Source organism: Paraburkholderia aromaticivorans, from assembly GCF_002278075.1.
GTDB lineage: Bacteria > Pseudomonadota > Gammaproteobacteria > Burkholderiales > Burkholderiaceae > Paraburkholderia > Paraburkholderia aromaticivorans.
In genome coordinates, this window is the sequence record NZ_CP022989.1 from 562,382 (window position 1) to 586,706 (window position 24,325).

Genomic DNA, 24,325 nt, shown 5'->3' on the forward strand with positions numbered 1-24,325 from the left:
TAACGCTATCGCTATAATTTCGCTTCTCTTTTGGGTCGTTAGCTCAGCTGGTAGAGCAGCGGACTTTTAATCCGTTGGTCACAGGTTCGAATCCCGTACGGCCTACCAAAAGATTCAAGGGCTTAGCGTTCGCGCTAGGCCCTTTTTCTTTGCTCCGCAATTCCTGACGCGCTCCGCAACCCCCCCCCCGGGCAGAAGAAACGCGGACGCTCTTCGCCGATATCGAATCGGTGAGTTTTCCGAGATCAAGCGCCTCTACAGAAGCGTCGTCCAAGTATTTTTCGGTCGCCCGACCTTCAATCAGCAGAACCTCGTAACCGCGCCTCAGACACAGCCCATTTCGACGAAAAGCATAGGAAGGCGCGCTTCCGGCGTCTGGCCGCGCGCGCTGCGAAACGCCGCCTCTCGCCGCTGCGCTGGACCGGTGACGCGATAATCGAAATGCCGTGCCGATCGAGACTAGGCGATGAAGTCGGGCAATGCAGACATTCACGAGAGAACGCTGTCACCAGAATTTTCTCGCGACGCGTTCCACCATTTCGCTCGACGCAACCGGCAATTTCCTGGGCACATCTTCCTGGCATGGACAGGAAACAACGGACTCCGAATCTGAACATTTATTGAGACATAAAGACGTGCAATGATCGCCGCCAGTCCAGCGAGACACGCTGAGACCGCTGCGTAAGCAAACGCTTTGCCAATGCCGCAGCCCCGCGCTTTCATTCCACCCATATGACCAATTTTCTGTTCGATCTCCTCTCGAACCTGGCTTTGCTGGCCTTCGTGCTGGCCGTTTGTCGTCTGTGCAATCGCCGCATACCCGGCGCTTCGCTCAATGGTTCGCATATTTTCGCCGTGCTGGCGTGTATCGCATTTCTGCTCGATGCAGCGCTGACCTTTCTGGTGTTCGCCGACTCGCAGAACCGCTACGGCCACCTCAGCACATCAACGGCGTTCTTCGAGCGCGCCTGCGCGTACTGGCTCGCGATCATCGCCGCGCTCGCCTGGCGCCGCGCAGCGCGCCGCTCGCACATCGCGAAGGCAAGTACCGGCGCGCCGCTCGTCATCCACACTTCGCCGTACTCGAAATCGCATCTGCCGATGTAGTCGCGTCCCCGTCACCATCGCTTCGAACGCGTCCGCCACGCGGCCGACTTTTCCCGCCAGACAAGCCATCAGGCAACGGGAACGCTCCTTGCGCATGCGCGCCCCGTCGCCTATAACTTCCGAAGACCGATGTTACCGTTTGCGCCCATCGCCGGGCATTTGCCGCTGTATTGCACCACCGCAGTTCAATCAGTCGAAGGCAATTCACTCAACGAGGAACATCTTGGATCTCGATACAGTTCGCGTCTTCATCATGACCCGGGGTATCGACCTCGGCACCAAGGTCGTCGGGGCGATCGTCCTGTGGATTGTCGGCCGCTGGCTCATTGGCCTGATCACCGGCTTTCTGCGTAAGATGCTGGCGCGCAACGGCCGGGTCGATCCCACGTTGGCGCATTATCTCGGCTCGATTCTCGGCGCATTGCTGAACCTGCTTCTGATCCTCGCGATCCTGCAGGTGTTCGGCGTGCAAACCACGTCGTTCGCCGCGCTGCTGGCCGGCCTTGGCCTCGCGATCGGTACCGCCTGGGGCGGTCTGCTGGCCCACTTCGCCGCGGGCGTGTTCATGCAGGTGCTGCGGCCGTTCAAGGTCGGCGATTTCGTCACCGCAGGCGGGGTCACCGGCACAGTCTCGGAGCTGGGCCTGTTCGGCACCACCATCGTGACGCCGGACAACGTGACGACGATCGTCGGCAACAACAAGATCTTTTCCGACACGATCTCGAACTACAGCCTTCTGCCTGTGCGCCGCGTCGAGCTAACGGCGAAGATCGCCAACGGCGTCGATCCGACCGATGCGATGAACCGGTTGAAGGCAGCCGTCACGCAGATTCCGAACGTGGCCGAGAGTCCCGCGCCGGACATCGAAGTGCTGGGCTTCACGCCGGAAGGCCCGCTGCTCTGCGTGCGGCCGTACGCGCACAACGAGAACTACTGGCAGGTCTACTTCGACACCAATCGCGCGATCATCCAGACCTTCAAGGAAGCCGGCTACCCGACACCGGAAACGCCGCTCGCGCCGCGTGCGGTGAGCTGAGCCAAGCATCTCGCGTGACGGGAATCGCCGCGGGCTGACACGGCGCGGATTCATCGCATCGCCAATTGTTCATTGTCAAATCCGCGGGATTCGGAAGCGCCAACGAAAACGGCGTCGCGAATCTCGCGACGCCGTTTTTTGTCCGGCTAGTCTTGCGGCAAGACCTTAGCGACCGCCTGCATTCGACGCATTCTTGCGCATCATCTTCCACAACGCGCCGAGTACGACCGGCACAACGGCCGCGCCGATACCCACCAGCACGATCACATTCAGGTATTGACGGATAAACGGAATGTTGCCGAAGAAATAGCCGAGCAACGTCAACAGCAACACCCAGAAAAGCGCGCCGGCAAAATTGAACAACTGGAACCGGCTCACCGTCATTTCAGATGCACCCGCAACGAACGGCGCGAAGGTGCGCACCACCGGAATGAAACGCGCCAGCACGATGGTCTTGCCGCCATGCTTTTCATAGAAGTTATGCGTCTTCTGCAGCGCGCTGCGGTCGAGAAAGCGTTCGAGAAAAGGAATGTGCGAATTGAACACCCGCGGCCCGATGGCCCGCCCGATCATGTAATTGACGGTATTGCCGCTAATGGCCGCCACAAGCAGCAACACAATCAACAAACCGATGTTCATCTCCCCGGTCGCGCAAAAAGCGCCGCCGATGAACAACAGCGAATCGCCCGGCAGAAACGGCAGAATGACCAGCCCGGTTTCGCAGAACACGATCAGAAACAGCACCGCATAGACCCAGGCGCCGTACACGTGAATAAAGTCTCCGAGGAACTTGTCGATGTGCAAGACAAGGTTGACGAAATGTAGCAACGTGTCCAAAGAGAGTCCTTTATTAAGCGAATGTGACGGTGGCGGAAACGGCCGTATCGGCAGGCCTGCAGCGATGGCGGCAAGCGCTCGCTCGCCGCCGCGAATTGACCGCGTCATGATACAGAAAGTGCCCGGCGGCGATTAAAAATCTGCCGTGCTCAGGCGCGCTCGCCCGCGCCGCGAGCCTGTCGCGCCGAATCGCTATAATTTCGCCATGTCCGAATTCTCCGAAACGCCTGCCGGCCTCGATGCCGCGACCGCGGCATCCGCCGCCGCGCCCGCTCCACGCCCGTTGCGCGCGATCCAACCCCTTCCCGATCAGCTGATCAGTCAGATTGCCGCCGGCGAAGTGGTCGAGCGGCCGGCCTCGGTCGTCAAGGAACTGCTGGAAAATGCGCTCGACGCCGGTGCGCAGTCGCTTCGCATCCTGCTCGACGAAGGCGGCGTGAAGCGCATTTCGATCACCGACGACGGTTGCGGCATTCCCGAGAACGAACTCGCGTTAGCGCTGATGCGCCACGCGACCAGCAAAATCCGCTCGCTCGCCGAACTGGAGGCGGTGGCCACGCTGGGGTTCCGCGGCGAGGCGTTGGCCTCGATCGCGTCAGTCGCACAGATGACCATCACGAGCCGCACGGCCAATGCGGCGCACGCCGTGCGCGTGGACGCGCAAACCGGCGTGCTGAGCCCCGCGGCCGGCACCCAGGGCACCACGATTGAAGTGCGCGAGTTGTACTTCAACACGCCGGCGCGCCGCAAATTCCTGAAGAGCGAGCAGACCGAACTCGGCCACTGTCTCGAACAGATCCGGCGTGCGGCGCTGGCGCGGCCGGATGTCGCGATCTCGGTGCTGCATAACGGCAAGGCGGTCGAACACTGGAACGCAAGCGAGCCTCCCGTGCGGGTCGCGAAGATTCTCGGCGACACGTTTGCCACAGCTCATCTGCCACTCGACGAATCCGCAGGACCGCTTGCGGTCTATGGTTGCGCAGGCCTGCCGACTGCGAGCCGCGGACGTGCCGATCAGCAGTACTTCTTCGTCAACGGCCGCTTTGTGCGCGACAAGCTGCTCACGCACGCCGTGCGCGCCGCTTATGAAGACGTGCTGCACGGCGAGCGGTATCCGTCCTATGTGCTGTTCCTCGATCTGCCGCCTGAAGCGGTCGATGTGAACGTGCATCCGTCGAAAATCGAAGTGCGGTTTCGCGATTCGCGTTCGATCCACCAGTTCGTCTTCCATGCCGTGCAGCGCGCGCTGGCGCGGCATGCGGGCGCATCGCCGGAAACGACCGCGGGCGGGCATGCGGCGCATCTGGCGCCGTCCGGTAGCGGGCCGGCTTCGTTCGGCGCGACGCCGCTGGGCGGTGCGGGCGTCGGCGCAGGGAGCATCGGTGCGGGAGGTCTCGGTGGCGGCTCGGGCGGTGCATCGGGCGGTGCATCGGGCGGATTCGGATCGTCCTCGCAGCCCGGCAATACGTGGATGCGCCAGGCACGCATGACGCAAGGCACGCTGCCGGTTGCCCAGCCGCTCGCGTTTTACGATGCGCTCTTCGGCCGCAAAGACACGAATGCGGGCACGGCCGAAGGCGCCACGCTGTTCGAAGTCCGCGATTCGGCCGCCGACCCGCAGTCGCCGTACAACGCGTCCGCGCCCTACCCGGCACCCGCTTTCCATGCCGCAGACGAGCAACCGCTCGGCTTCGCGCTCGGCCAGATCCACGGCATCTACGTGCTGGCGCAGAACGCGCACGGTCTGGTGATCGTCGACATGCACGCCGCGCACGAGCGCATTCTGTACGAGCAGTTCAAGAACGCGCTGGCCGATCGCACGATCGCCGTGCAACCGCTACTGATCCCGCTGTCGATGCAGGCCGACCCGATCGAAATCGGCACCGTGGAAGAAGAGCGCGACACGCTCGACGCACTCGGTTTCGACCTTGCCGTGCTGTCGCCGACCACGCTCGCGATCCGCGCCGTGCCGGCGCTGCTGAAAGACGCGGATCTGCAGGCGTTGGCGCGCGCGGTGCTCTCCGACCTGCATGCCTTCGGCGGCTCGCGCGTGTTGACCGAACGTCAGCACGAACTGCTCGGCACGCTCGCGTGCCATCACGCGGTGCGTGCGAACCGGCGTCTGACGCTCGACGAAATGAACGCGCTGCTGCGTCAGATGGAGGCAACCGAGCGCGCCGATCAATGCAATCACGGGCGCCCCACGTGGTATCAGTTGACGCTGTCCGATCTCGATCGGCTGTTCATGCGTGGTCAGTGACGTGACGCTGCGCCGCGCGCCCGCTTGCCTATGAAATCACGCATGCCCACGACCGTGCCTTGCCTGCTCGGCCCGACCGCCTCCGGCAAGACGGCCGCCGCGCTCGCGCTGGCCGCGCGGCGCCCGGTGGAAATCATCAGCGTCGATTCGGCGCTGGTGTATCGCGAGATGGATATCGGCACCGCCAAGCCAACCGCTGAAGAGCGCGCGGTGGCGCCGCATCATCTGATCGATATCGTCGATCCGACCGACGCCTATTCCGCCGCGCAATTTCGCGCCGACACCTTGCGGCTCACCGGCGAGATCCACGCGCGCGGGCGCGTGCCGTTGCTGGTCGGCGGAACCATGTTGTACTACAAGGCGCTCACCCAAGGCCTCAACGATCTGCCCGCCGCCGACGCCGAGCTGCGCGCCACGCTCGATGCGGACGCCGCACGCGAAGGCTGGCCGGCCATGCATGCGCGGCTTGCGGCGGTCGATCCCGTGACGGCCGCGCGCCTCGCGCCGAACGATTCGCAGCGGATTCAGCGGGCGCTCGAGGTTTTTATGCTGAGCGGGCAAGCCATGTCCGCGTTGCTGGCCGCGCCGGCCCGAGTGGATGACGCCGCAGCCGCGTGGCGTTTCGTGCCGATCGCGCTGGAGCCGTCCGATCGCGGCGTGCTGCATGCACGCATCGAGAAGCGCTTCGATGCGATGCTGGCCGGCGGTTTCGTCGAGGAAGTGGTGAGGTTGCGCGAACGCGGCGACTTATTGCCCGAGATGCCGTCCATGCGTTGCGTGGGCTACCGGCAGGTCTGGGAATATCTGGATGGCGCGGTCGATTATTCGACCATGCGCGACAAGGGCGTCTTTGCGACGCGGCAATTGTGCAAGCGGCAGCTCACATGGCTGCGAAGCATGACGGAGCGGATGGTGGTGGACTGCTGCGATCCGCACGCAACGGCGCGGGTGCTTGAAGCGATTGAAGTGTTGCTTTGAAACTTTGAAATTCGAACCCGCGCGGCGCATGCTGAACGCGCCCGCCGCGCAGGTCCTGAAGACTTTAGACCACGACGGTCTGAGCTTCACCGGCCGCGCTTTCGCGAATCACGCCGATCTTCCAGACTTGCTCACCGGCGGCGGACAGCAAACCGATTGCAGCGTCAGCATCCGCAGCGGACACCACCACGGCCATGCCGATGCCGCAGTTGAACACGCGATGCATTTCCGCATCCGCCACGCCGCCGTGCTTTTGCAGCCACGAGAACAGCGGCGGCAGCGGCCACGCGCGATGATCCAGCTCGGCCGTCAAACCTTCACGCAACACGCGCGGAATATTTTCAACCAGCCCGCCGCCCGTGATATGCGCCATACCCTTCACCGCGATCTGCTGCATCAGCGCCAGCAGCGGCTTCACGTAGATATGGGTGGGCGCCATCAGCGCGTCGGCGAGCGAGCGGCCGTCGAAATCCGCGTTCAGATCAGGCTGTGCGCGCTCGATGATCTTGCGCACCAGCGAAAAACCGTTCGAATGGATGCCGCTCGAAGCGAGACCCAGCACCACGTCGCCGGGGGCGATCGTGCTGCCGTCGATAATCTTGCTCTTTTCCACCGCGCCGACCGCGAAACCGGCCAGATCGTATTCGCCGTCAGGGTACATGCCCGGCATTTCCGCCGTCTCGCCGCCGATCAGCGCGCAGCCCGACAGTTCGCAGCCATGCGCGATACCCTTCACGACCGTTGCCGCGGTGGCCACGTCCAGCTTGCCGCACGCGAAATAGTCGAGGAAGAACAGCGGCTCGGCGCCCTGCACGAGAATGTCGTTCACGCTCATCGCCACCAGATCCTGGCCGACGGTGTCGTGTTTGTTCAGCTGAAAGGCGAGGCGCAGCTTGGTGCCGACGCCGTCGGTGCCGGACACCAGCACCGGCTCCTTATACTTCTTCGGCACTTCGAACAGCGCGCCGAACCCGCCGATGCCACCCAGCACGCCGTCGCGCATCGTCTTTTTGGCAAAGGGCTTGATCGCATCGACAAGGGCGTCGCCCGCGTCGATGTCCACGCCGGCGTCGCGATACGACAAACCTTGGGCCGAACCAGTTGAATTCGGGGCGGATTTCGGTTGATTCATGGGGACGAGCTCGAAGGTCGGTAAAATGCGATTTTACCCGATGCCGGCCGTCTGGCTGGAATTTGAATCATCCGGTCCCGACGACACCTGGGAAACAACCTTGCAAGAGAACTCCTCGATTCTGACGCCCGTCCAGCGCCGCGCCTTCACGTGGGTGGCGATCGCGCTGGGCATCGGCATTCTGCTGTGGCTGCTCAGTCCGGTTCTCACGCCGTTTCTGCTCGGTGCGATTCTCGCGTACATTCTGCAGCCGGGCGTGGCGTGGATGGTGCGCCGGCGCGTGCCGCGCGCGGTGGCCGCCTTGCTGATGATGCTGCTCTTCACGCTGCTGATGACGCTGCTCGTCCTGCTGGTGCTGGCCGTCGTGCAGAAAGAAGGACCGCAGTTGCGGCAGCAGGTGCCCGTGCTGTTCGCGCACGTCAACGGGTGGCTGCAACCCAAGCTGGCCGTGCTGGGACTCGCCGATTCGCTCGACTTCGCCAGCATCCGCGATCTCGTCACGGGGCAGCTCGAAGGCAGCGCTCAGACCGTGGCGCTGTATGTGTGGACCTCCATTCGCACGAGCGGCAACGTGATGATGACGGTGATCGGCAACGTGGTCCTCGTGCCGCTCGTGCTGTTCTACCTGCTGTACGACTGGAACCGCATGCTCGCCCGCACGCAGAGCGTGGTGCCGCGCCGCTGGCTCGACAAGACGCTGCAGCTCGCGCGCGACATGGACCAGATGCTGTCGCAGTACCTGCGCGGCCAGTTGCTCGTGATGGGCGTGCTCGCCGCGTACTACGCGATTGCGCTGAGCCTCGCGCGCTTCGAGATCGCGTTGCCGGTCGGTATTTTTACGGGGCTCGCGGTGTTCATCCCGTACATCGGTTTTGCGATCGGCCTCGCGCTGGCGCTGCTCGCGGCGCTGCTGCAATTCGGCGACTGGTACGGCTTCGGCGCGGTCGCGGTGATCTACGGTGTCGGTCAGATCCTGGAGAGCTTTTTTCTCACGCCGCGCCTGGTGGGCGAGCGGATCGGCCTGCACCCGCTCGCGGTGATTTTCGCGTTGCTCGCTTTCGGGCAACTGTTCGGCTTTTTCGGCGTATTGATGGCGTTGCCGGTCAGCGCGATTCTGTCGGTCGCCATGCGAGAGTTGCGGCAAAGCTATCTGGCGAGCACGCTCTATAAGAACTGACTGCTTGTTGACTATTCCGGCCCGAGATACGGGCCATTTGCGGCTTAGCCTCATTTTCGGCATTAACCTACTGTGCTTCGTCAACTGACGCTCGATCTCGGCACCCCGCCGCCATCGACATTCGACAATTTCTTCGCCGGCGCCAACGCCGAACTGGTCACGCGCCTGCGCGAGCTCGAGAACGCGCTCGCCGCCGGGCCGGTCGCCGATCGCACCTTCTATATCTGGGGCGAGTCCGGCAGCGGCCGCACGCACCTGCTGCAGGCGCTTGTGCACGAGGCGTCGCCGGGACACGCGCGCTTCGCCGGACCGCAGAGCAGTCTTGCCGCCTTCAGCTTCGACCCGCGCGTCGCCCTCTACGCAATCGACGATTGCGACGGCCTGTCGGCCGCGCAGCAGATCGCCGTCTTCAACCTGTTCAACGAAGTGCGCGCGCATCCCACCAGCGCACTGGTCGCCGCGGGCAACGCGCCGCCCATCGGCATGACGGTGCGCGAGGATTTACGCACGCGCCTCGGCTGGGGCCTCGTGTTCCATCTCGCGCCGCTGCCGGACGAAGGCAAGGCCGCGGTGCTCAAACACGCGGCGCGCGAGCGCGGCATCATGCTCGCCGACGACGTGCCGGCTTACCTGCTCACGCATTTTCGCCGCGACATGCCCAGTCTGATGGCGCTGCTCGACGCGCTCGACCGCTTCTCGCTCGAACAGAAACGCGCGGTCACGCTGCCGCTGTTGCGTACCATGCTGGCTTCACCCGACGCCGAAGAACGGCGCGCCGCGCCCGCCGCATCCGCTTCACCCGCCGCTTCAAGTAAAATAGGCCCCCATGGCTAACCTCGCACTCTTCGACCTCGACCACACGCTCATCCCCACCGACAGCGACCACGAATGGGGCCGCTTCATGGTGAAACACGGCATGGTCGACGCCGAAAACTTCGCCCGTGAAAACGACCGCTTTTTCGCCGACTACAAGGCCGGCCGGCTCGACATTCACGCCTATCTGATCGCCATGCTCACGCCGCTGTCGAAGTACACGCGCGCGCAGCTCGCCGACTTTCACGCGCAGTACATGCACGAAGTCATCAAGCCGGCGATCTTCCCCGTTGCGCAGGAGTTGGTGAAGCAGCACCAGGAAGCCGGCGACCTGTGCTGCGTGGTCACCGCCACCAACGAATTCATCACCCGCCCGATCGCGCACGCATTCGGCGTCGACGCGCTGATCGCCTGCGAAGCGGAAACCGTCGACGGCGAGCCGCATTCGCCGTACACCGGCCGCCCCACCGGCACGCCGAGCTACAAGGAAGGCAAGATCGTGCGCACCGAAGCGTGGCTCGCCTCGCTCGGCAAGACGTGGAGCGACTTCGAGCACAGCTATTTCTATAGCGATTCGCACAACGACATTCCGCTGCTCGAAAAAGTCACGGACCCGATCGCGACCAATCCCGACGACACATTGCGCGCTCATGCGCAGGCCAAAGGCTGGCGCATCCTCGAACTCTTCCAACCCTCGTGATCAAAAAATTTGGTTCGTCAGTAAAAAGTGTGGGTTGTCGGCGGCTCGGGCAAATTGCCAAGTGCATGATATAGCGCGATTTCCGTCGTTCGAAACGTCCGGAAGCCGTACGCTTTTCTCATGGTGACTTTGGCCTTGTTGTTCAAACCCTCGACGATTCCGCTGGAGAACTGCTTGCGCGCATGAAAGTAGTTGAGAATCAGTTCTCGATGGGCGCGCACGGTGCGTGCGAACTTCTTCATTGGTTCGATGCGTGAGCGCATGACCCGGGTGCACCACTGATCGAGGAACTTGCCTGCCCAGACAGGCGAGATGTAATCCCAGATCTGCTGGAACTCCTCCTTGAGAAGATAGGCGCGGACACTGCGCAGGTTGTAGTGCAGCAGATCGCGCAGGCGCAGTCGCTGATTGTCAGTAAGGTTCTCTGGCCGCTTGAGCAAACACCAGCGGGACTTCTTGAGGACTGGCTCATAGCCGTCGCGGGTCATGCGGCGAGCTTCCTCGGCGCGAACCTCGTCGATCGCCTTGTTCATTTTGGCAACGATGTGGAAGCGGTCGAGGATGTTCAGCGCGTTGGGGCAATGTAGTGCGATCATCTCGATGTAGGGCCGCCACATGTCCGAGCAGACGAACTCGACCTGCTCGCACAACCGTTTGCCGATCATGACGAAGAACTTTGCGAAGCTTTCCTTCGTGCGCTCCTGGCCAACCCAAAGCAGGCGCACGCAGCTGGCCTCGATCTGATAGACCAGCGTGAGATAATTGTGCCCTCGGCCATACTGGATTTCATCGACGCCCAAAGCGCGGATGGTGCCGAGTTCGCGATGGGCCAGCCCCCAGTCGACCACCCACTCCACCGCCTGGGCAACCTTCTCCCAACTGGTGCGAAAGCTTTGCGCTGTCTCTTTCCAGGAGAGCTTGCGTGCCCACTGCGCGAGAAACAGCATGTAGGCCTTGGTCAGCGTGTGCTTGCCGATGGCCCACGGCACCGTCTCGACCTTCACGCCGCACTCACGGCAGTCGACGCGGCGCATGGCGTACAGCAAAATCACCGCGAAGCCCCAGATCGGAATAAATTCGAAACTACGCGATGCGAGCGTGTCATAGCCGCTGCCAGGCCGGTTGCAACACGAACAGATCGGCTTCGAACCCTTGCGTGGCCGCACGTCGATCTCGATGGTTTTGGACTGCTCGCACAGTCGGGCACTTTCATAGACGAAGCCGGGAAAATGATGGCAGGCATTGAGCAGGCGGGTCAGCAACATGGTTAGCAAGCGCGCGGGAATCAGTAAAGACGCTATTGTTACCTCAGATCCGCACGCACTGGAGCGCTACGTCCCGGACTTGCAGAACTGGCCTGCCTCATGGCGCTTCGAGGACGAGGACATCCCATTCGGACAGGCGCTCGTGAAGGTCTTCACACCTTTCCTGCAACACCTGCTGACCCACGGCTATGCCCGCAAAACGTTGCACCGCCACCGCGATCACCTTTGGATGCTTGGTGGCCATCTCATCGAAGTCCGTCACGTCGATCCGGACTTAGCCGCCATGGATGCCCGCACACTGCTTCTCAATGAGATCCACGAGTTCGGTGGCCCGCTTTCGAGGCACCTCTCCGAGCACGAGCAGAACGCCTTTGACGCTACCTGCAAGAAACTCTATCGCTTCCTCTGTCCCTCATGAATCGCATCAAACCACCCACAGATTCCGCCGACGAGCCAAAAATTTATCCGCAAGCTGTTCGGCCAGGACTCGGCACCCGCTGACGACACCCTGCCCGCCGAAGCCGAAACAGACGAAACCGGCAGCGCACCGGCGCGCACATCGTCAGGCGCGAGCAAAACGCGCCGCAAGCCCACCCGCTCCAGCGCGCCCGTGAAAGCCGTGCGCGATCCGGACGTGCCGGTCATCATTCCGCACGACGTGCACGGCATAGACCAGGCGCTGATTTCGAGGAACGCGATTCGCGTGACCGAAGGTCTGCAACAGGCCGGGCACCGCGCGTTCATCGTCGGCGGTGCGGTGCGCGATCTGCTGCTCGGCATCAAACCGAAAGACTTCGACGTCGCGACCGACGCCACGCCTGAACAGGTGCAGAAACTGTTCCGGCGCGCGCGCATCATCGGCCGCCGGTTTCAGATCGTGCACGTGCAGTTCGGCCAGGAAATCATCGAGACCTCCACGTTCCGCGCGCTGGTCGACCCGCCCGCGGCCGACGCGCCGCCGGCGCGCCGCCTGAAGCGCGACGAGCTCGACCGCCGCACCCACGCGGTCGACGCGAGCGGCCGTGTGCTGCGCGACAACGTCTGGGGCGAGCAGCACGAAGACGCCACGCGCCGCGACTTCACGATCAACGCGATGTACTACGATCCGGCCACGCAAACCGTGCTGGATTATCACAACGGCATGGCCGACATGCGCGCACGCCTGTTGCGCATGATCGGCGACCCGGCCACGCGTTACCGCGAAGATCCGGTGCGCATGCTGCGCGTGGTGCGTTTCGCGGCAAAGCTCGACTTCGAGATCGAGGACAGCACCCGCGAGCCGATCGCCAACATGGCCGATCTGATCAACAACGTGCCTGCCGCGCGCCTGTTCGACGAGATGCTCAAGCTGATGCTCTCCGGCCATGCGCTCGCGTGTTTGAAACGCCTCCGGCAGGAAGGCCTGCATCATGGCCTGCTGCCCTTGCTCGACGTGGTGCTCGAACAGCCCACCGGCGAAAAATTCATCACGCTCGCGCTGAACAACACGGATGCCCGCGTGCGCGCCGGCAAACCGGTGTCGCCCGGCTTCCTGTTCGCCACGTTGTTATGGCACGACGTGCAGCAGCGCTGGCAAAAATTCGAAGCGAACGGCGAATATCCGGTCCCCGCGCTGCATCGCGCGATGGACGACGTGCTTGACATGCAAACCGAGAAACTCGCGATCCACAAGCGCTTCTCGTCGGATATGCGCGAGATCTGGGGCCTGCAGTTGCGCCTCGAAAAACGTTCGGGAAGAAGCGCGCTGAAGCTGCTGGAACACCAAAGATTTAGAGCGGGGTATGATTTCCTCCTGTTGCGCTGCGAATCGGGCGAACTCGACGAGTCGGTCGGTGCGTGGTGGACGGAGTTCATAGAAGGAGACGTCGCCGCACGTGAGGCATTGCTCACGCAAGGCGGGAAGGACCGAAGCCCCAGAAAACGACGGCGGCGCAGCAGTGGCGCCAGAAGCCGCAAGCCGGGCGACGGATTGGAGGGCGGCACGCCAGCCGAACGCACAGCCGACGACGCGGGCCACGACGGCTCGCACGAAGACTGACACGGCGTTAGCGGTTGCCGTCGAACGATAGTTGCAGGAAGTTATGCCATGACGGTTGCTTATCTCGGCCTCGGCGCGAATCTCGGGGACGCGCGCCAGACCCTGAAAGACGCGGTGGTGTGCCTCGCACAACAGCACACCATCACCGTGCTCGCCAAGTCGAGCCTGTATCGCACTGCCCCGATCGACGCGGGCGGTGACGACTATTTCAACTGCGTCGTGAAGGTCGATACGACGCTCCCCGTACGGCATCTGCTTGCGCTATGCCACAAGATCGAGCATCAGTTCGGCCGCGAGCGGCCGTTTCGCAACGCACCGCGCACGCTCGATCTGGACATCCTGCTATTTGGCGATCAATCGATCGACGAAGCCGATCTGATCGTGCCGCACCCGCGCCTGACCGAACGCGCTTTCGCGCTGGTGCCGCTCGTCGAAATCGACGCCGCGCTGGTCATTCCGCAACAGGGCCGTGCCGAGGCGCTGCTCAGCCGCGTGAGCGATCAGCGCATCGAGAAGGTCAAAGGGCCTTGCCAGTGCCCTATGCTCAACGCATTGACCGCCGGTGAAAACTCTGCCGGCAAGGGCCGCTGCGAATGAATTCATCGCCGCTCACCGTCACGGCGCCGCAGCTGCGGCCGCCGTTCGGCTACCTCGCGATCGAAGGCCCGATCGGCGTCGGCAAGACGTCGCTCGCACGCCGTCTTGCGCAGCGCTGGTCGATGCAGGAACTGTTCGAACGGCCGCAGGACAATCCGTTTCTCGAACGCTTTTACCGCGACACCGCACGTTACGCGTTGCCCACGCAATTGCACTTCGCCTTGCAACGCGCGCAGCAGGCTCAGGACGTGAGCGCGGCGCACATGTCGGGCACGCCGCTGATCGCCGATTTCATGACGCAGAAGAACGACATCTTCGCGCGTCTGACGCTGCAGGAAGACGAGTGGCAGTTGTATCGCGCGCTTGCCGCGCGGCTCGAAGTCAGCGCGCCGGCGCCGGACTTCGTGGTGTATCTGCAGGCGAGCCCCGAGGTGCTGTTCTCGCGCATCCAGAAGCGCGCGGTGCCGATGGAACTGCAGATTTCCGACGCCTATCTGCACGCCCTGTGCGATGCGTACAACGAGTTTTTCTATCACTACGACCGCGCGCCCGTGCTGACGGTCAACGCCGAACACCTGAATCCGCTCGACTCGGACGCGGACCTTGCGCTACTCGCCGAACGCATCGAAACCATGCGCGGCCGCAAGGAATTCTTTGTCAAAGGCACGTCGCTCTGAGCGGCGCGGCTACCTCTTTTTCTCAACGGATTGACCCATGACCTATTTGCAGGAAGCGAGCCGGAACGCCATCACCGTGCCGAAACTGCAGGCAATGCGCGACGCCGGCGAAAAAATCGCCATGCTCACCTGTTACGACGCGAGCTTCGCCGCGCTGCTGGATCGCGCGGGCGTCGACGTGCTGTTGATCGGGGACTCGCTCGGCAACGTGCTGCAAGGCCAGACGACCACGCTGCCCGTGTCGCTCGCCGACATCGCGTATCACACGGCTAGCGTGGCGCGCGCGCGGCCCGCGGCGCTGATCGTGGCCGACCTGCCGTTCGGCACGTACGGCACGCCGGAAGACGCGTTCAAAAGCTCGGTCGAGTTGATGCGCGCCGGCGCGCAGATGGTGAAGCTCGAAGGCGGCGAATGGCTCGCGGACACGGTGCGCTTCCTGGTGGAGAGGTCGATTCCCGTGTGCGCGCACGTCGGCCTGACGCCCCAATCCGTGCATGCGTTCGGCGGCTTCAAGGTGCAAGGCAAGACCGAGGCGGGCGCGACGCAATTGCTGCGCGACTCGCTCGCCGTGCAGGTGGCCGGCGCGCAGTTGATCGTGATGGAAGCAATCCCGACACTGCTCGCGAGCGACGTCACGAAACAATTGCGTATTCCGACGATCGGTATCGGCGCGGGACTGGATTGCTCGGGTCAGGTGCTGGTGCTCCACGACATGCTGGGCATTTTCCCCGGCAAGCGGCCGCGCTTCGTGAAGGATTTCATGCAGGGGCAGCCGAGTATTCTGGCGGCCGTGGAAGCGTATGTCCGCGCGGTGAAGGACGGCGCGTTTCCAGGACCTGAGCACACGTTCTGAGCTTCAACCAATAGAAGATCGGGCAAAACGGGGGGATTCGCGCCCGTTTCGGCTTATATCCGATATGGCCTGTAAAGGCCCGCAAAGCATTTGTCTTTCTTCGCAGACCGGCCGAGACGGCTCAGCCGGTAACGGCTCACGCTCACTCAGTCCACGAGCCGCGCCGGCACCGCGCCTCGCAGCGCATTGCACACCATCAACGCTTCGGCGTTGTGCAGATCGGTGCGGGTCAGCACACGTTCGGCGGCCTGCAGGCCCGACTCTTCCTCGAGCAGAACGCCGCGCATCACACCAGGCAACACGCCCGACGCAAGCGGCGGCGTCCACCAGCGGCCAGCCATCTTCACGAACACATTCGACCGGCCACCTTCGGTCAACTCGCCCTGCGCGTTAAAGAACAGCGTGTCGAACGCACCCTTCGCTTCGGCTTCGCGCCAGCCGCGATCGTATTCGGCGCGGCGGGTGGTTTTGTGCCGCAGCAGCAGGTCGGCGGCGTCGGTTGCCGCGAAAGCGTGATCGGGTCCGAGCAACACGCCGACAGTCGATTCGGCCAACGGCGTCAGCACCGCCGCGGTGAGGTGCACCGTGCCGTTCTTGCTCAACGCAAGCCGCATGCGATGCGGCGTATTTGCCGGCAGCGACGCACACTTCGCCGCGACTTCCGCGCGAATGGCGTTTGCGTCGTCGAGTCTGAAGCCGAGTGCCGCCGCACTCGACGAGAGTCGCGCAAGATGACGCGACAGATGCCGCACGCCGTCTTCGCGCGTCGCGTACATCGTTTCGAAGAGTTCGAAACCCGGCTCGGCGCCGGTCAGAAAGCGGGCTTTCAATTGGCACTCCGCGTATTCGTCGGCGGCGACGCTGTCGAGCACGATGCCCGCGCCGATACCCATCTTGCCCGCCAGTCGGCCGGTTTGCGTCGACCGGCTCAACGTCAACGTGCGGATCGCAACGGAGAGGCAGAAGTCGCCACAGGCGGTTTCGTTCGCGGCGGACGCGCGGTTGTCCGCCCCCGTGGTGTCGGCGTCCGTTGACGGTGCGTCCAGCCAGCCAATAGCGCCCGTATAGAGCCCGCGCGGCGTGCTCTCCAGTTCGTCGATCAACTGCATCGTGCGATGCTTCGGCGCGCCCGTGATCGAGCCGCATGGAAACAGCGCACGCAGGATCCCGGCAAAAGAGGTGCCGGGCCGCAACGCCGCATGCACGGTCGAGGTCATCTGCCAGACCGTCGCATACGGCTCGACCGAAAAGAGAGCCGGCACCTTGACCGAGCCTGTTTGCGCCACCCGCGACAGATCGTTGCGCAGCAGGTCGACGATCATCACGTTTTCGGCACGGTTTTTCGGATCGCTGCCGAGGAATTCGGCGGCGCGCCGGTCCGCCGCCGGGTCGTCGGAACGCGGCGCCGTGCCTTTCATCGGCCGCGCATGCAGCGTCTCGCCCTGCTTTTCGACGAAGAGCTCTGGCGAGCACGACAATACCCAATCGCCGCCCGGCAACGCGATCAGCGCACCGTACCGCACCGGCTGACGCGCTCTGAGCCGCCGATACAGCGCGACAGGCGGACCGAACACGTCGAAGCCGAGCCGGTACGTGTAGTTGACCTGATAGGAATCGCCCGCGCGCAGAGCCTCGTGGACCGCCTCGATCGCCGTGTTGAACTGCGCCGGATCGACGCTCGCGCGCACGTTGGCCGTGCCCGCCACCGAGGGCTCGGCCGCGCCCTGGTCACGTGCCATGAGCCACGCGTCGACCTCTTCACGCGAACGCTTTTCGCAACGTTCGAACAATAAAAAACGCAGCGTGGCATCGCCACGCTGCGTTTTCAGAGACCAGTGCGCCTCGGCGCCGAGGAGATCCCGGCCAAACTCATAGTCGGCGAGCACGACGGCATGCGAACCACGCCGGGTTTCCGCCGCCACGCTCTCGCACACGGCTTCGAGTTGCGCCGCATCCGCACACACCCATTCCTGCACAAATCCCGTGTACAGACGACTCGAAGGGCGCGCCGGCGTCGCGTCGCAATCGTCGAGCAATGCGAAAACCGCGCCGTGCTCATCTGCCGTCATGCTTACCGCCACATTCGAACTGTCATTAATCGAAGAAGCTCTTCACCCGGTCGAACCAGCTCTTGCTTTGCGGGCTATGCCGCGACCCGCCCTCGACCAGCGCCTTTTCGAACTGCTTGAGCAGATCGCGCTGCGGCTCCGTGAGCTTGACCGGCGTTTCGACTTGCACGTGCACGTACAGATCGCCGGCAATGCTCGAACGCAGGCCCTTGATCCCTTTGCCACGCAGACGGAACGTCTTGCCCGATTGCGTGCCTTCCGGCACCGTGAAGCTGGCGCGCCCGGCGAGGGTCGGCACTTCGATCTCGCCGCCGAGCGCCGCGGTGGTGAACGGAATCGGCATCTGGCAGTGCAGATCGTCGCCGTCGCGCTCGAACACCGAGTGCTGCTTGATGTGGATCTCGACATACAGATCGCCCGACGGGCCGCCGTTGATCCCCGGCTCGCCATTGCCGGCGGAACGGATACGCATGCCGTCGTCGATACCTGCCGGGATCTTCACTTCCAGCGTCTTGGTTTCCTTCACCTTGCCCGCGCCGTGGCAGTGGCCGCACGGGTCGGGAATGTAGGTGCCGGTGCCGTGACACTTCGGACAGGTTTGCTGAATGCTGAAGAAGCCCTGCGACATCCGCACCGAACCCGAACCGCTACAGGTCGGACAGGTTTCCGGCTTGGTGCCGGGCTTGGCGCCCGAACCGTGGCAAACCTCGCACGACACCCAACTCGGCACGCGAATCTGCGTGTCGTAGCCGTGCGCGGCCTGTTCCAGCGTGATTTCCATGCTGTAGCGCAGATCGGCGCCGCGATACACCTGCGGGCCCGCGCGGCCGCCACCGCCACGTGCGGCGCCACCGGCCGCCTGGCCGAAGATGTCGCCGAAAATATCGCCGAATGCGTCGGCAAAACCGCCAAAGCCTTGCGCTCCGGCACCGCCCATGTTCGGATCGACGCCCGCGTGGCCGTACTGGTCGTACGCGGCACGCTTTTGCGAGTCCGACAGCATTTCATAGGCTTCCTTCACCTCTTTGAAATGCCCTTCCGCATCCTTGTTGCCCGGATTGCGGTCGGGGTGGTGCTTCATCGCGAGCTTGCGATAAGCCTTCTTGATTTCGTCGTCGCTCGCGTTCTTTGCGACGCCCAGAACCTCGTAGTAATCCCGTTTCGCCATATCGGTTCAACGCCACTCGCGCAATGCGACGCGGTGGCTCCTCTTGAATGCTGGAGTCTAACGACTCGTCCGGCCGCTGTTTCATGCCCTTTCAACATGGCCTGAAAACAACGCCCTCCATAAAACAAATGTGCCCGGAGAGCCCCGAAAGGCTCGCCAGGCGCGATAACCGCTTTCGCACGTTCATGTCGCCCGGTTGGACGCAATCCCTTGTGCAGCCGGGCCGCACACATTGCTGTGTGCGGCTTTACGGTCGAAATGCGACCTGGCTTTAGTCTTTCTTGACTTCCTTGAACTCGGCGTCGACCACGTCGTCCTGCTGCTGGCTCGCGCCACCCGCCGATGCACCCGCGCCGCCCGCACCCGCCGCGCCTGCTGCCGCCGCTTCCGCGCCTTGCGCAGCCTGCATGTCCGCGTACATCTTCTCGCCCATCTTCTGCGAGGCGGTGGCCACCACTTCGATCTTGGCTTCGATCGCGGCCTTGTCGCTCGAACCGCTCTTCAGCGTTTCTTCGAGGTCCTTGAGCGCGGCTTCGATCTTTTCCTTCTCGGAAGCTTCCAGCTTGTCGCCGTATTCGGTGAGCGCCTTCTTCGTGCTGTGGACCAGCGCGTCGCCCTGGTTGCGGGCATCGGCCAGCTCACGCAGCTTGTGATCTTCTTCCGCGTTCGCTTCGGCGTCCTTCACCATCTTCTCGATTTCGGCTTCGGAAAGACCCGAGTTCGCCTTGATCGTGATGCGGTTTTCCTTGCCGGTCGCTTTGTCTTTCGCGCCGACGTGCAAGATGCCGTTCGCGTCGATGTCGAAGCTCACTTCGATCTGCGGCGTGCCGCGCGGTGCCGGCGGAATGCCTTCCAGGTTGAACTCGCCGAGCAGCTTGTTGCCGGCTGCCATTTCGCGTTCGCCCTGATACACCTTGATCGTCACGGCGCCCTGATTGTCGTCGGCCGTCGAGTAGACCTGTGCGTGCTTGGTCGGGATCGTGGTGTTCTTGTTGATCATCTTCGTCATCACGCCGCCGAGCGTTTCGATGCCGAGCGACAGCGGGGTCACGTCGAGCAGCAGAACGTCCTTGCGGTCGCCCGACAGAACCTGGCCCTGGATCGCAGCACCAACGGCCACGGCTTCGTCCGGGTTCACGTCACGGCGCGGGTCCTTGCCGAAAAATTCCTTAACCTTTTCCTGCACCTTCGGCATGCGGGTCATACCGCCGACCAGAATCACGTCGTCGATTTCGCCGACCTTCACGCCTGCGTCCTTGATCGCCACGCGGCAAGGTTCGATCGTGCGTTCGATCAGCTCTTCAACCAGCGCCTCCAGCTTCGCACGCGTGATTTTCAGGTTCAAATGCTTCGGACCCGATGCGTCGGCCGTGATGTACGGCAGGTTGATTTCGGTTTGCTGGCTCGACGACAGCTCGATCTTGGCCTTTTCAGCCGATTCCTTCAGGCGTTGCAGCGCGAGCACGTCTTTCGACAGATCGACGCCCTGCTCTTTCTTGAACTCGCCGATGATGTAGTCGATGATGCGCTGGTCGAAGTCTTCACCGCCCAGGAACGTATCGCCGTTCGTGGACAGCACTTCGAACTGCTTTTCACCGTCGACGTCCGCGATTTCGATGATCGACACGTCGAACGTACCGCCGCCCAGGTCATACACCGCGATCTTGCGGTCGCCCTTCTCGTTCTTGTCCAGGCCGAAAGCCAACGCGGCCGCGGTCGGTTCGTTGATGATCCGCTTCACTTCCAGACCGGCGATGCGGCCTGCGTCTTTGGTGGCCTGACGCTGGCTGTCGTTGAAGTACGCGGGAACCGTGATCACGGCTTCCGTGACCGGCTCGCCGAGGTAGTCTTCAGCGGTCTTCTTCATCTTGCGCAGCACTTCCGCCGAAATTTGCGGCGGAGCGAGCTTCTGATCGCGCACTTCGACCCATGCGTCGCCGTTGTCGGCTTTCATGATCTTGTACGGCATCAGGCCGATGTCTTTCTGCACTTCTTTTTCTTCGAAGCGGCGGCCGATCAGACGCTTGACCGCGTACAGCGTGTTCTTCGGGTTCGTGACCGACTGACGCTTCGCAGGCGCGCCGACGAGAATCTCGCCGTCTTCCATGTAAGCGATGATCGACGGCGTGGTGCGCGCGCCTTCCGAATTCTCGATCACCTTGACCGAATTGCCTTCCATGATCGCCACGCACGAGTTGGTCGTGCCGAGGTCGATGCCGATGATTTTGCCCATTTTTACTAATCTCCTGACTTTGATCGCTGCGGGAAGCGCCTTGTTTGCCCAGCTGGCGGTAAGGCGATCCGCTCTCAATTCCTACCTGCACTCAACATAAGTGCGTCCGCATCGTTTTCAAGACCTCTTTTACGATGCGGTCTTTAATTTTTTTCAATCGGCCGAACTTTCGGCCGGATTTGTTCCATCAAGGTACTCGCCGGCGGTTTTTGCGGCATCGATCGCCCGGATCTTCTCCCGCGCAGCCGCGACCGCGGCCTCGAACTGCCCGAGGCCATGCCAGCCGGTTGCCCGGCCGAGCCGCTTGCCGCGGTAAAAGAAGAACCACGTGGGCACGCCGTGCAGCAGGAAGCGCCGGCCCAGTTCGCGATGCTCGTAAACGTTGCTGTGAAACCATTTGAGACCGAGCGCGCGAATCGCGTCCGGCTGCGCCAGCATGGCTTTCTTGGCGATCTCGCAGTTGTAGCAGTCGAGACCCCAGAAGAACACCACGGCCAGTTGGTCCCCCGCCTCGGCGAGCCCGGCGTCGAATGACTCGGCGCTGAGCTCCTGCATTCCGAAGGCGGCGAATGCGGAGGCGTCGACGGGAATGCTGGCCATGGCAATGCCTGCCGGACGTAGCGGCTTACAGAAGCCCTGTGCCGATTACTTCGGGGCAGCGACGGTCACGAGTGCCGGACGCAGCACCCGATCCGCGATCACGAAGCCTTTTTGCAGCACGGCCACCACGGTGTTCGGCTCCTGGTCGGCCGGAACCATGGAAATGGCCTGATGGCGGTGCGGGTCGAACTTCTCGCCAATCGGATTCAGGGCGACCACGCGACCCTTTTCCAGCGCGCCCGTGAGTTGGCGCAGCGTGAGTTCGACGCCTTCGCGCACCTTGGGCAGATCGTCGGACGAGTGGGCGACGGCGGCTTCCAGGCTGTCGATCACCGGCAACAGATGCTCGGCAAAAGTTTCAATCGCAAACTTATGAGCCTTGGCGACGTCTTCCTGAGCGCGGCGGCGCACGTTTTCGGTCTCGGCCTTAGCCCGCAGGAAGCTTTCCTGCAATTCGGCGATCTTCGCCTGAGCCTCGGCCAAAGCCGCTTGCTCGGCGCTCGCCGGCGAGTCGGTCGCCGCGTTCGCGGCCGCTTCCTGCTGAGGTGCCGCAGCCTCGGCGGCCTGGCGCGCGGTTTCGTCGGCGGGCGTGGGATTCTGGCTCGTCGGGTTCTCTTGCGTGTTTTCCATGTCGCTGAAAGTCGTTAAATGAGTAAAAGCCAACGGTGGCGGCCGCGCATCCAGGCTGACGCGATTTGTGCGTTGCAAAATCGCGACAGACTACTTCGCGAGCCACCGCAAATCAACACGGCAGATGAGGCCGGAAAGAACCATTTCAAGCGGTTCTACCGGATCTTTTCGCACCAAGGCTGGGCGGCGGAAATGCCCGGTTACAACCATTAATGCGACGCAATCAGATTGAGATTGAGTGCGGACGGCAAGTGGCCTATGCTCCAACAAAGCACCGGAAAAGACGCGTTAACCCTAATCTGACGTAAGCCTTTCCGACATATTGCAATTTCACCCGATTCGCCCGTCTTTATCCTGAACCTTCCCGAGGGGAGTACCGTGAAACTGACCTTTGCAATCTCGGTGGTCGCATTGGTTCTGATTGCGGGCACCACGACCATCTGCATGTCCGGGGCTGTCAACGACCGCACTACCGAATATGGTGGCGTGCACGCGACCATGGAACAATTGTTCAACCCCCACCTGAAAGTTTGTCGATAGTGCGCCGGTCGCGTTTGGTCGGTCGGCCGTGCAATGCGGCCGCCGGTTCGCGATACGTCTTGCGCCGCTCCTGTTCGACCTGCCGCTTCACCTTGCTCTCCTCGGTTTCCGCATAAAGCGTTTGCGCGATGCTCGCCGGGCCACGCACGTCGCACACGCCCAGCACCGCCACCTGCCAGACAATCCGTTCGATCTCGACCTCGACCAGGTCGCCGACCCGCACGTCTTTGGCCGGCTTGACACTGACGCCGTCAATGCGCACATGCCCTTTTTCGACGGCCGCCGCCGCGAGCGAACGCGTCTTGAAAAAGCGCGCCGCCCAAAGCCATTTGTCGATGCGTAGTTTCGCGCCCGCTTCGGTCGAAATCCGGTAGTTCATGAGCCCGCTCAAGCTCCCGTCGTATGCGGTACGGGCAGCGCCTGCACCGGCCAGCCCTGCAGATTTTGCGCGACGATTTCGCCCAGCGCGGCAATCCACGCCTGCGAGGCGTTCAGGCAGGGAATCCGATGGAAATCCTGGCCGCCCGCATGGAGGAACTCGTCACGCACTTCCATGCCGATTTCCTCGATGGTTTCGAGGCAATCGGCAGTAAAACCCGGACAGAACAGATCGGCGCGCCGCACGCCCGCCGCGCCCAACTCCTTGAGCGTGGGCGCGGTATACGGCTGCAGCCACTCTGCCTTGCCGAACCGCGACTGGAAGGTGATGCGGCACTCCACCGGCGTCAGTTCGAGCGCCTGCATCAGCAGCGCGCCGGTTTGCTGGCATTGCTCGTGATACGGATCGCCAAGATCCAGCGTGCGTTTGGGCACACCGTGAAAACTCAGCACCAGCTTGTCGCCCGAGGCGAAATCCGGCCGGCCGTGTTGATGCCAATAGTGATGAACCTGCGCGGCAAGCGCCGCAATGTAGGCCGGATGATCGGCGTACTGGCGCACCGTACGGATTTCCGGCTGATTGCGCATGCGCTTGAGGGCCGAAAAGGCCTCGTCGAACGCGGTGGCGGTGGTGGACGACGAATATTGCGGATACATGGGCATCAGCAGCACACGTTCGGCGCCGGCCAGCTTGAGCTGGTTCAGCATGGCCGGAATGCCCGGCGTGCCGTAGCGCATCGCGTAATCGACGAGCACCGTGTAGTCGTTCAGTTGCAGCAGATGGCGCAAGCCTTCGGTCTGCTTCTCGGTGAACACGCGCAGCGGTGAGCCTTCGGGCATCCACACCGTGGCGTACTTCTTGGCGGAGGCGCGGCCGCGGAACGGCAAGATCAGCAGGCGCAAGATGATTTGCCAGAGCAGCGCCGGAATTTCGACCACGCGCGGATCGGAGAGAAACTGCGCGAGATAGCGGCGGACCGCGCGCGGCGTCGGCGCGTCGGGCGTGCCGAGATTGATCAGCAGCACCGCGACACGATGTGACGTGGCGTTCTGAGAAGGCCGCTCGAGGTCGAAGCGCATAGGCAGCAGGGGTAACCCGTGTAGGCGGAGTATCGGTTCAGGTGGAAACCATTATAGCGGCGTGTTTCATGCACCGGTCCGCCGGACACCCCTGGCCATTCGGCCAATTGGCAAGCCGCGCGCCGTCACGCATTATTTGCGGCAGAAACCGGCGCGG

At 62.9% G+C, this 24,325-nt stretch carries 22 protein-coding genes and 1 tRNA gene; 13 read left to right on the top strand and 10 right to left on the bottom strand.

Going from position 1 to position 24,325, the window contains the following annotated elements; translation table 11 throughout:
* Positions 1 to 32 precede the first annotated feature (32 nt).
* The 3 genes from CJU94_RS02465 to CJU94_RS02475 all read left to right on the top strand — a co-directional run bounded on the left by CJU94_RS02465 (position 33) and on the right by CJU94_RS02475 (position 2,143).
* A tRNA-Lys gene (locus tag CJU94_RS02465) sits at positions 33 to 108 on the top strand.
* 624 nt (positions 109 to 732) lie between these two features.
* A complete protein-coding gene (locus tag CJU94_RS02470) occupies positions 733 to 1,107 on the top strand; it encodes a hypothetical protein (RefSeq protein WP_095417405.1) in 375 nt (124 codons plus the stop codon).
* A gap of 223 nt (positions 1,108 to 1,330) precedes the next feature.
* The gene (locus tag CJU94_RS02475; RefSeq protein ID WP_095417406.1) at positions 1,331 to 2,143 is read left to right on the top strand and encodes a mechanosensitive ion channel family protein; all 813 of its coding nucleotides are present in this window, start codon (positions 1,331 to 1,333) and stop codon (positions 2,141 to 2,143) included.
* A 165-nt stretch (positions 2,144 to 2,308) separates the two neighbouring features.
* Here the strand turns inward: CJU94_RS02475 and CJU94_RS02480 are convergent, their stop codons facing one another.
* Positions 2,309 to 2,980, bottom strand: coding sequence for a DedA family protein (locus tag CJU94_RS02480; RefSeq protein WP_095417407.1), 672 nt, complete (start codon positions 2,978 to 2,980; stop codon positions 2,309 to 2,311).
* 205 nt (positions 2,981 to 3,185) lie between these two features.
* Between CJU94_RS02480 and mutL the strand changes: the two genes are divergently transcribed.
* Both mutL and miaA read left to right on the top strand, forming a co-directional pair.
* Complete coding sequence (gene mutL, locus CJU94_RS02485; protein ID WP_095417408.1) at positions 3,186 to 5,240, top strand: DNA mismatch repair endonuclease MutL; 2,055 nt, start codon at positions 3,186 to 3,188, stop codon at positions 5,238 to 5,240.
* A 30-nt stretch (positions 5,241 to 5,270) separates the two neighbouring features.
* A complete protein-coding gene (gene miaA / locus CJU94_RS02490; protein ID WP_095417409.1) occupies positions 5,271 to 6,218 on the top strand; it encodes a tRNA (adenosine(37)-N6)-dimethylallyltransferase MiaA in 948 nt (315 codons plus the stop codon).
* 64 nt (positions 6,219 to 6,282) lie between these two features.
* On the opposite strand, the gene purM is transcribed toward miaA, so the two are convergent.
* Entirely contained in the window at positions 6,283 to 7,350 is a 1,068-nt protein-coding gene (gene purM, locus CJU94_RS02495) for a phosphoribosylformylglycinamidine cyclo-ligase (RefSeq protein WP_095417410.1), read from the bottom strand.
* Positions 7,351 to 7,450: 100 nt separating this feature from the next.
* On the opposite strand from purM, the gene CJU94_RS02500 reads away from it, so the two are divergent.
* The 3 genes from CJU94_RS02500 (at position 7,451) to CJU94_RS02510 (ending at position 10,040) form a co-directional block, all read left to right on the top strand.
* Positions 7,451 to 8,527 carry an AI-2E family transporter gene (locus tag CJU94_RS02500; protein WP_095420193.1) on the top strand — a complete coding sequence of 359 codons (1,077 nt, stop codon included), beginning with the start codon at positions 7,451 to 7,453 and terminating at the stop codon, positions 8,525 to 8,527.
* 72 nt (positions 8,528 to 8,599) lie between these two features.
* Positions 8,600 to 9,361 (top strand): DnaA regulatory inactivator Hda, encoded by a 762-nt coding sequence (gene hda, locus CJU94_RS02505; protein ID WP_095417411.1) that lies wholly within the window; start codon positions 8,600 to 8,602, stop codon positions 9,359 to 9,361.
* A complete protein-coding gene (locus tag CJU94_RS02510) occupies positions 9,354 to 10,040 on the top strand; it encodes a histidinol-phosphatase (RefSeq protein WP_095417412.1) in 687 nt (228 codons plus the stop codon). Before hda ends, CJU94_RS02510 begins: the two co-directional genes overlap by 8 nt.
* Positions 10,041 to 10,057: 17 nt before the next feature.
* Here the strand turns inward: CJU94_RS02510 and CJU94_RS02515 are convergent, their stop codons facing one another.
* Positions 10,058 to 11,305 carry an ISL3 family transposase gene (locus CJU94_RS02515; protein ID WP_095417046.1) on the bottom strand — a complete coding sequence of 416 codons (1,248 nt, stop codon included), beginning with the start codon at positions 11,303 to 11,305 and terminating at the stop codon, positions 10,058 to 10,060.
* On the opposite strand from CJU94_RS02515, the gene CJU94_RS02520 reads away from it, so the two are divergent.
* The 5 genes from CJU94_RS02520 to panB are packed head-to-tail and all read left to right on the top strand — an operon-like array spanning position 11,304 to position 15,470.
* Positions 11,304 to 11,723 carry a hypothetical protein gene (locus tag CJU94_RS02520; protein ID WP_095417045.1) on the top strand — a complete coding sequence of 140 codons (420 nt, stop codon included), beginning with the start codon at positions 11,304 to 11,306 and terminating at the stop codon, positions 11,721 to 11,723. The two genes, CJU94_RS02515 and CJU94_RS02520, sit on opposite strands and share 2 nt — an antisense overlap.
* 21 nt (positions 11,724 to 11,744) lie before the next feature.
* The gene (gene pcnB, locus CJU94_RS02525) at positions 11,745 to 13,343 is read left to right on the top strand and encodes a polynucleotide adenylyltransferase PcnB (protein ID WP_095417413.1); all 1,599 of its coding nucleotides are present in this window, start codon (positions 11,745 to 11,747) and stop codon (positions 13,341 to 13,343) included.
* Positions 13,344 to 13,391: 48 nt separating this feature from the next.
* Entirely contained in the window at positions 13,392 to 13,940 is a 549-nt protein-coding gene (gene folK, locus CJU94_RS02530) for a 2-amino-4-hydroxy-6-hydroxymethyldihydropteridine diphosphokinase (protein WP_095417414.1), read from the top strand.
* The gene (locus CJU94_RS02535) at positions 13,937 to 14,617 is read left to right on the top strand and encodes a deoxynucleoside kinase (RefSeq protein WP_095417415.1); all 681 of its coding nucleotides are present in this window, start codon (positions 13,937 to 13,939) and stop codon (positions 14,615 to 14,617) included. Before folK ends, CJU94_RS02535 begins: the two co-directional genes overlap by 4 nt.
* A 37-nt stretch (positions 14,618 to 14,654) precedes the next feature.
* A complete protein-coding gene (gene panB / locus CJU94_RS02540) occupies positions 14,655 to 15,470 on the top strand; it encodes a 3-methyl-2-oxobutanoate hydroxymethyltransferase (RefSeq protein ID WP_095417416.1) in 816 nt (271 codons plus the stop codon).
* Positions 15,471 to 15,616: 146 nt separating this feature from the next.
* On the opposite strand, the gene pabB is transcribed toward panB, so the two are convergent.
* The 7 genes from pabB to hemH all read right to left on the bottom strand — a co-directional run bounded on the left by pabB (position 15,617) and on the right by hemH (position 24,168).
* Positions 15,617 to 17,539, bottom strand: a complete 1,923-nt coding sequence (gene pabB / locus CJU94_RS02545; RefSeq protein WP_095417417.1) for an aminodeoxychorismate synthase component I — start codon at positions 17,537 to 17,539, stop codon at positions 15,617 to 15,619.
* Positions 17,540 to 17,564: 25 nt separating this feature from the next.
* Positions 17,565 to 18,707, bottom strand: a complete 1,143-nt coding sequence (gene dnaJ, locus CJU94_RS02550; RefSeq protein WP_007179199.1) for a molecular chaperone DnaJ — start codon at positions 18,705 to 18,707, stop codon at positions 17,565 to 17,567.
* 271 nt (positions 18,708 to 18,978) lie between these two features.
* Positions 18,979 to 20,940 carry a molecular chaperone DnaK gene (gene dnaK / locus CJU94_RS02555; RefSeq protein ID WP_095417418.1) on the bottom strand — a complete coding sequence of 654 codons (1,962 nt, stop codon included), beginning with the start codon at positions 20,938 to 20,940 and terminating at the stop codon, positions 18,979 to 18,981.
* 153 nt (positions 20,941 to 21,093) lie between these two features.
* Positions 21,094 to 21,540, bottom strand: coding sequence for a thioredoxin family protein (locus CJU94_RS02560; protein ID WP_095417419.1), 447 nt, complete (start codon positions 21,538 to 21,540; stop codon positions 21,094 to 21,096).
* A gap of 45 nt (positions 21,541 to 21,585) precedes the next feature.
* Positions 21,586 to 22,170, bottom strand: coding sequence for a nucleotide exchange factor GrpE (gene grpE, locus CJU94_RS02565; protein ID WP_095417420.1), 585 nt, complete (start codon positions 22,168 to 22,170; stop codon positions 21,586 to 21,588).
* A gap of 511 nt (positions 22,171 to 22,681) precedes the next feature.
* Complete coding sequence (locus tag CJU94_RS02570) at positions 22,682 to 23,089, bottom strand: RNA-binding S4 domain-containing protein (RefSeq protein WP_095417421.1); 408 nt, start codon at positions 23,087 to 23,089, stop codon at positions 22,682 to 22,684.
* 8 nt (positions 23,090 to 23,097) lie between these two features.
* Positions 23,098 to 24,168, bottom strand: a complete 1,071-nt coding sequence (hemH, locus tag CJU94_RS02575; RefSeq protein WP_095417422.1) for a ferrochelatase — start codon at positions 24,166 to 24,168, stop codon at positions 23,098 to 23,100.
* Positions 24,169 to 24,325 lie beyond the last annotated feature (157 nt).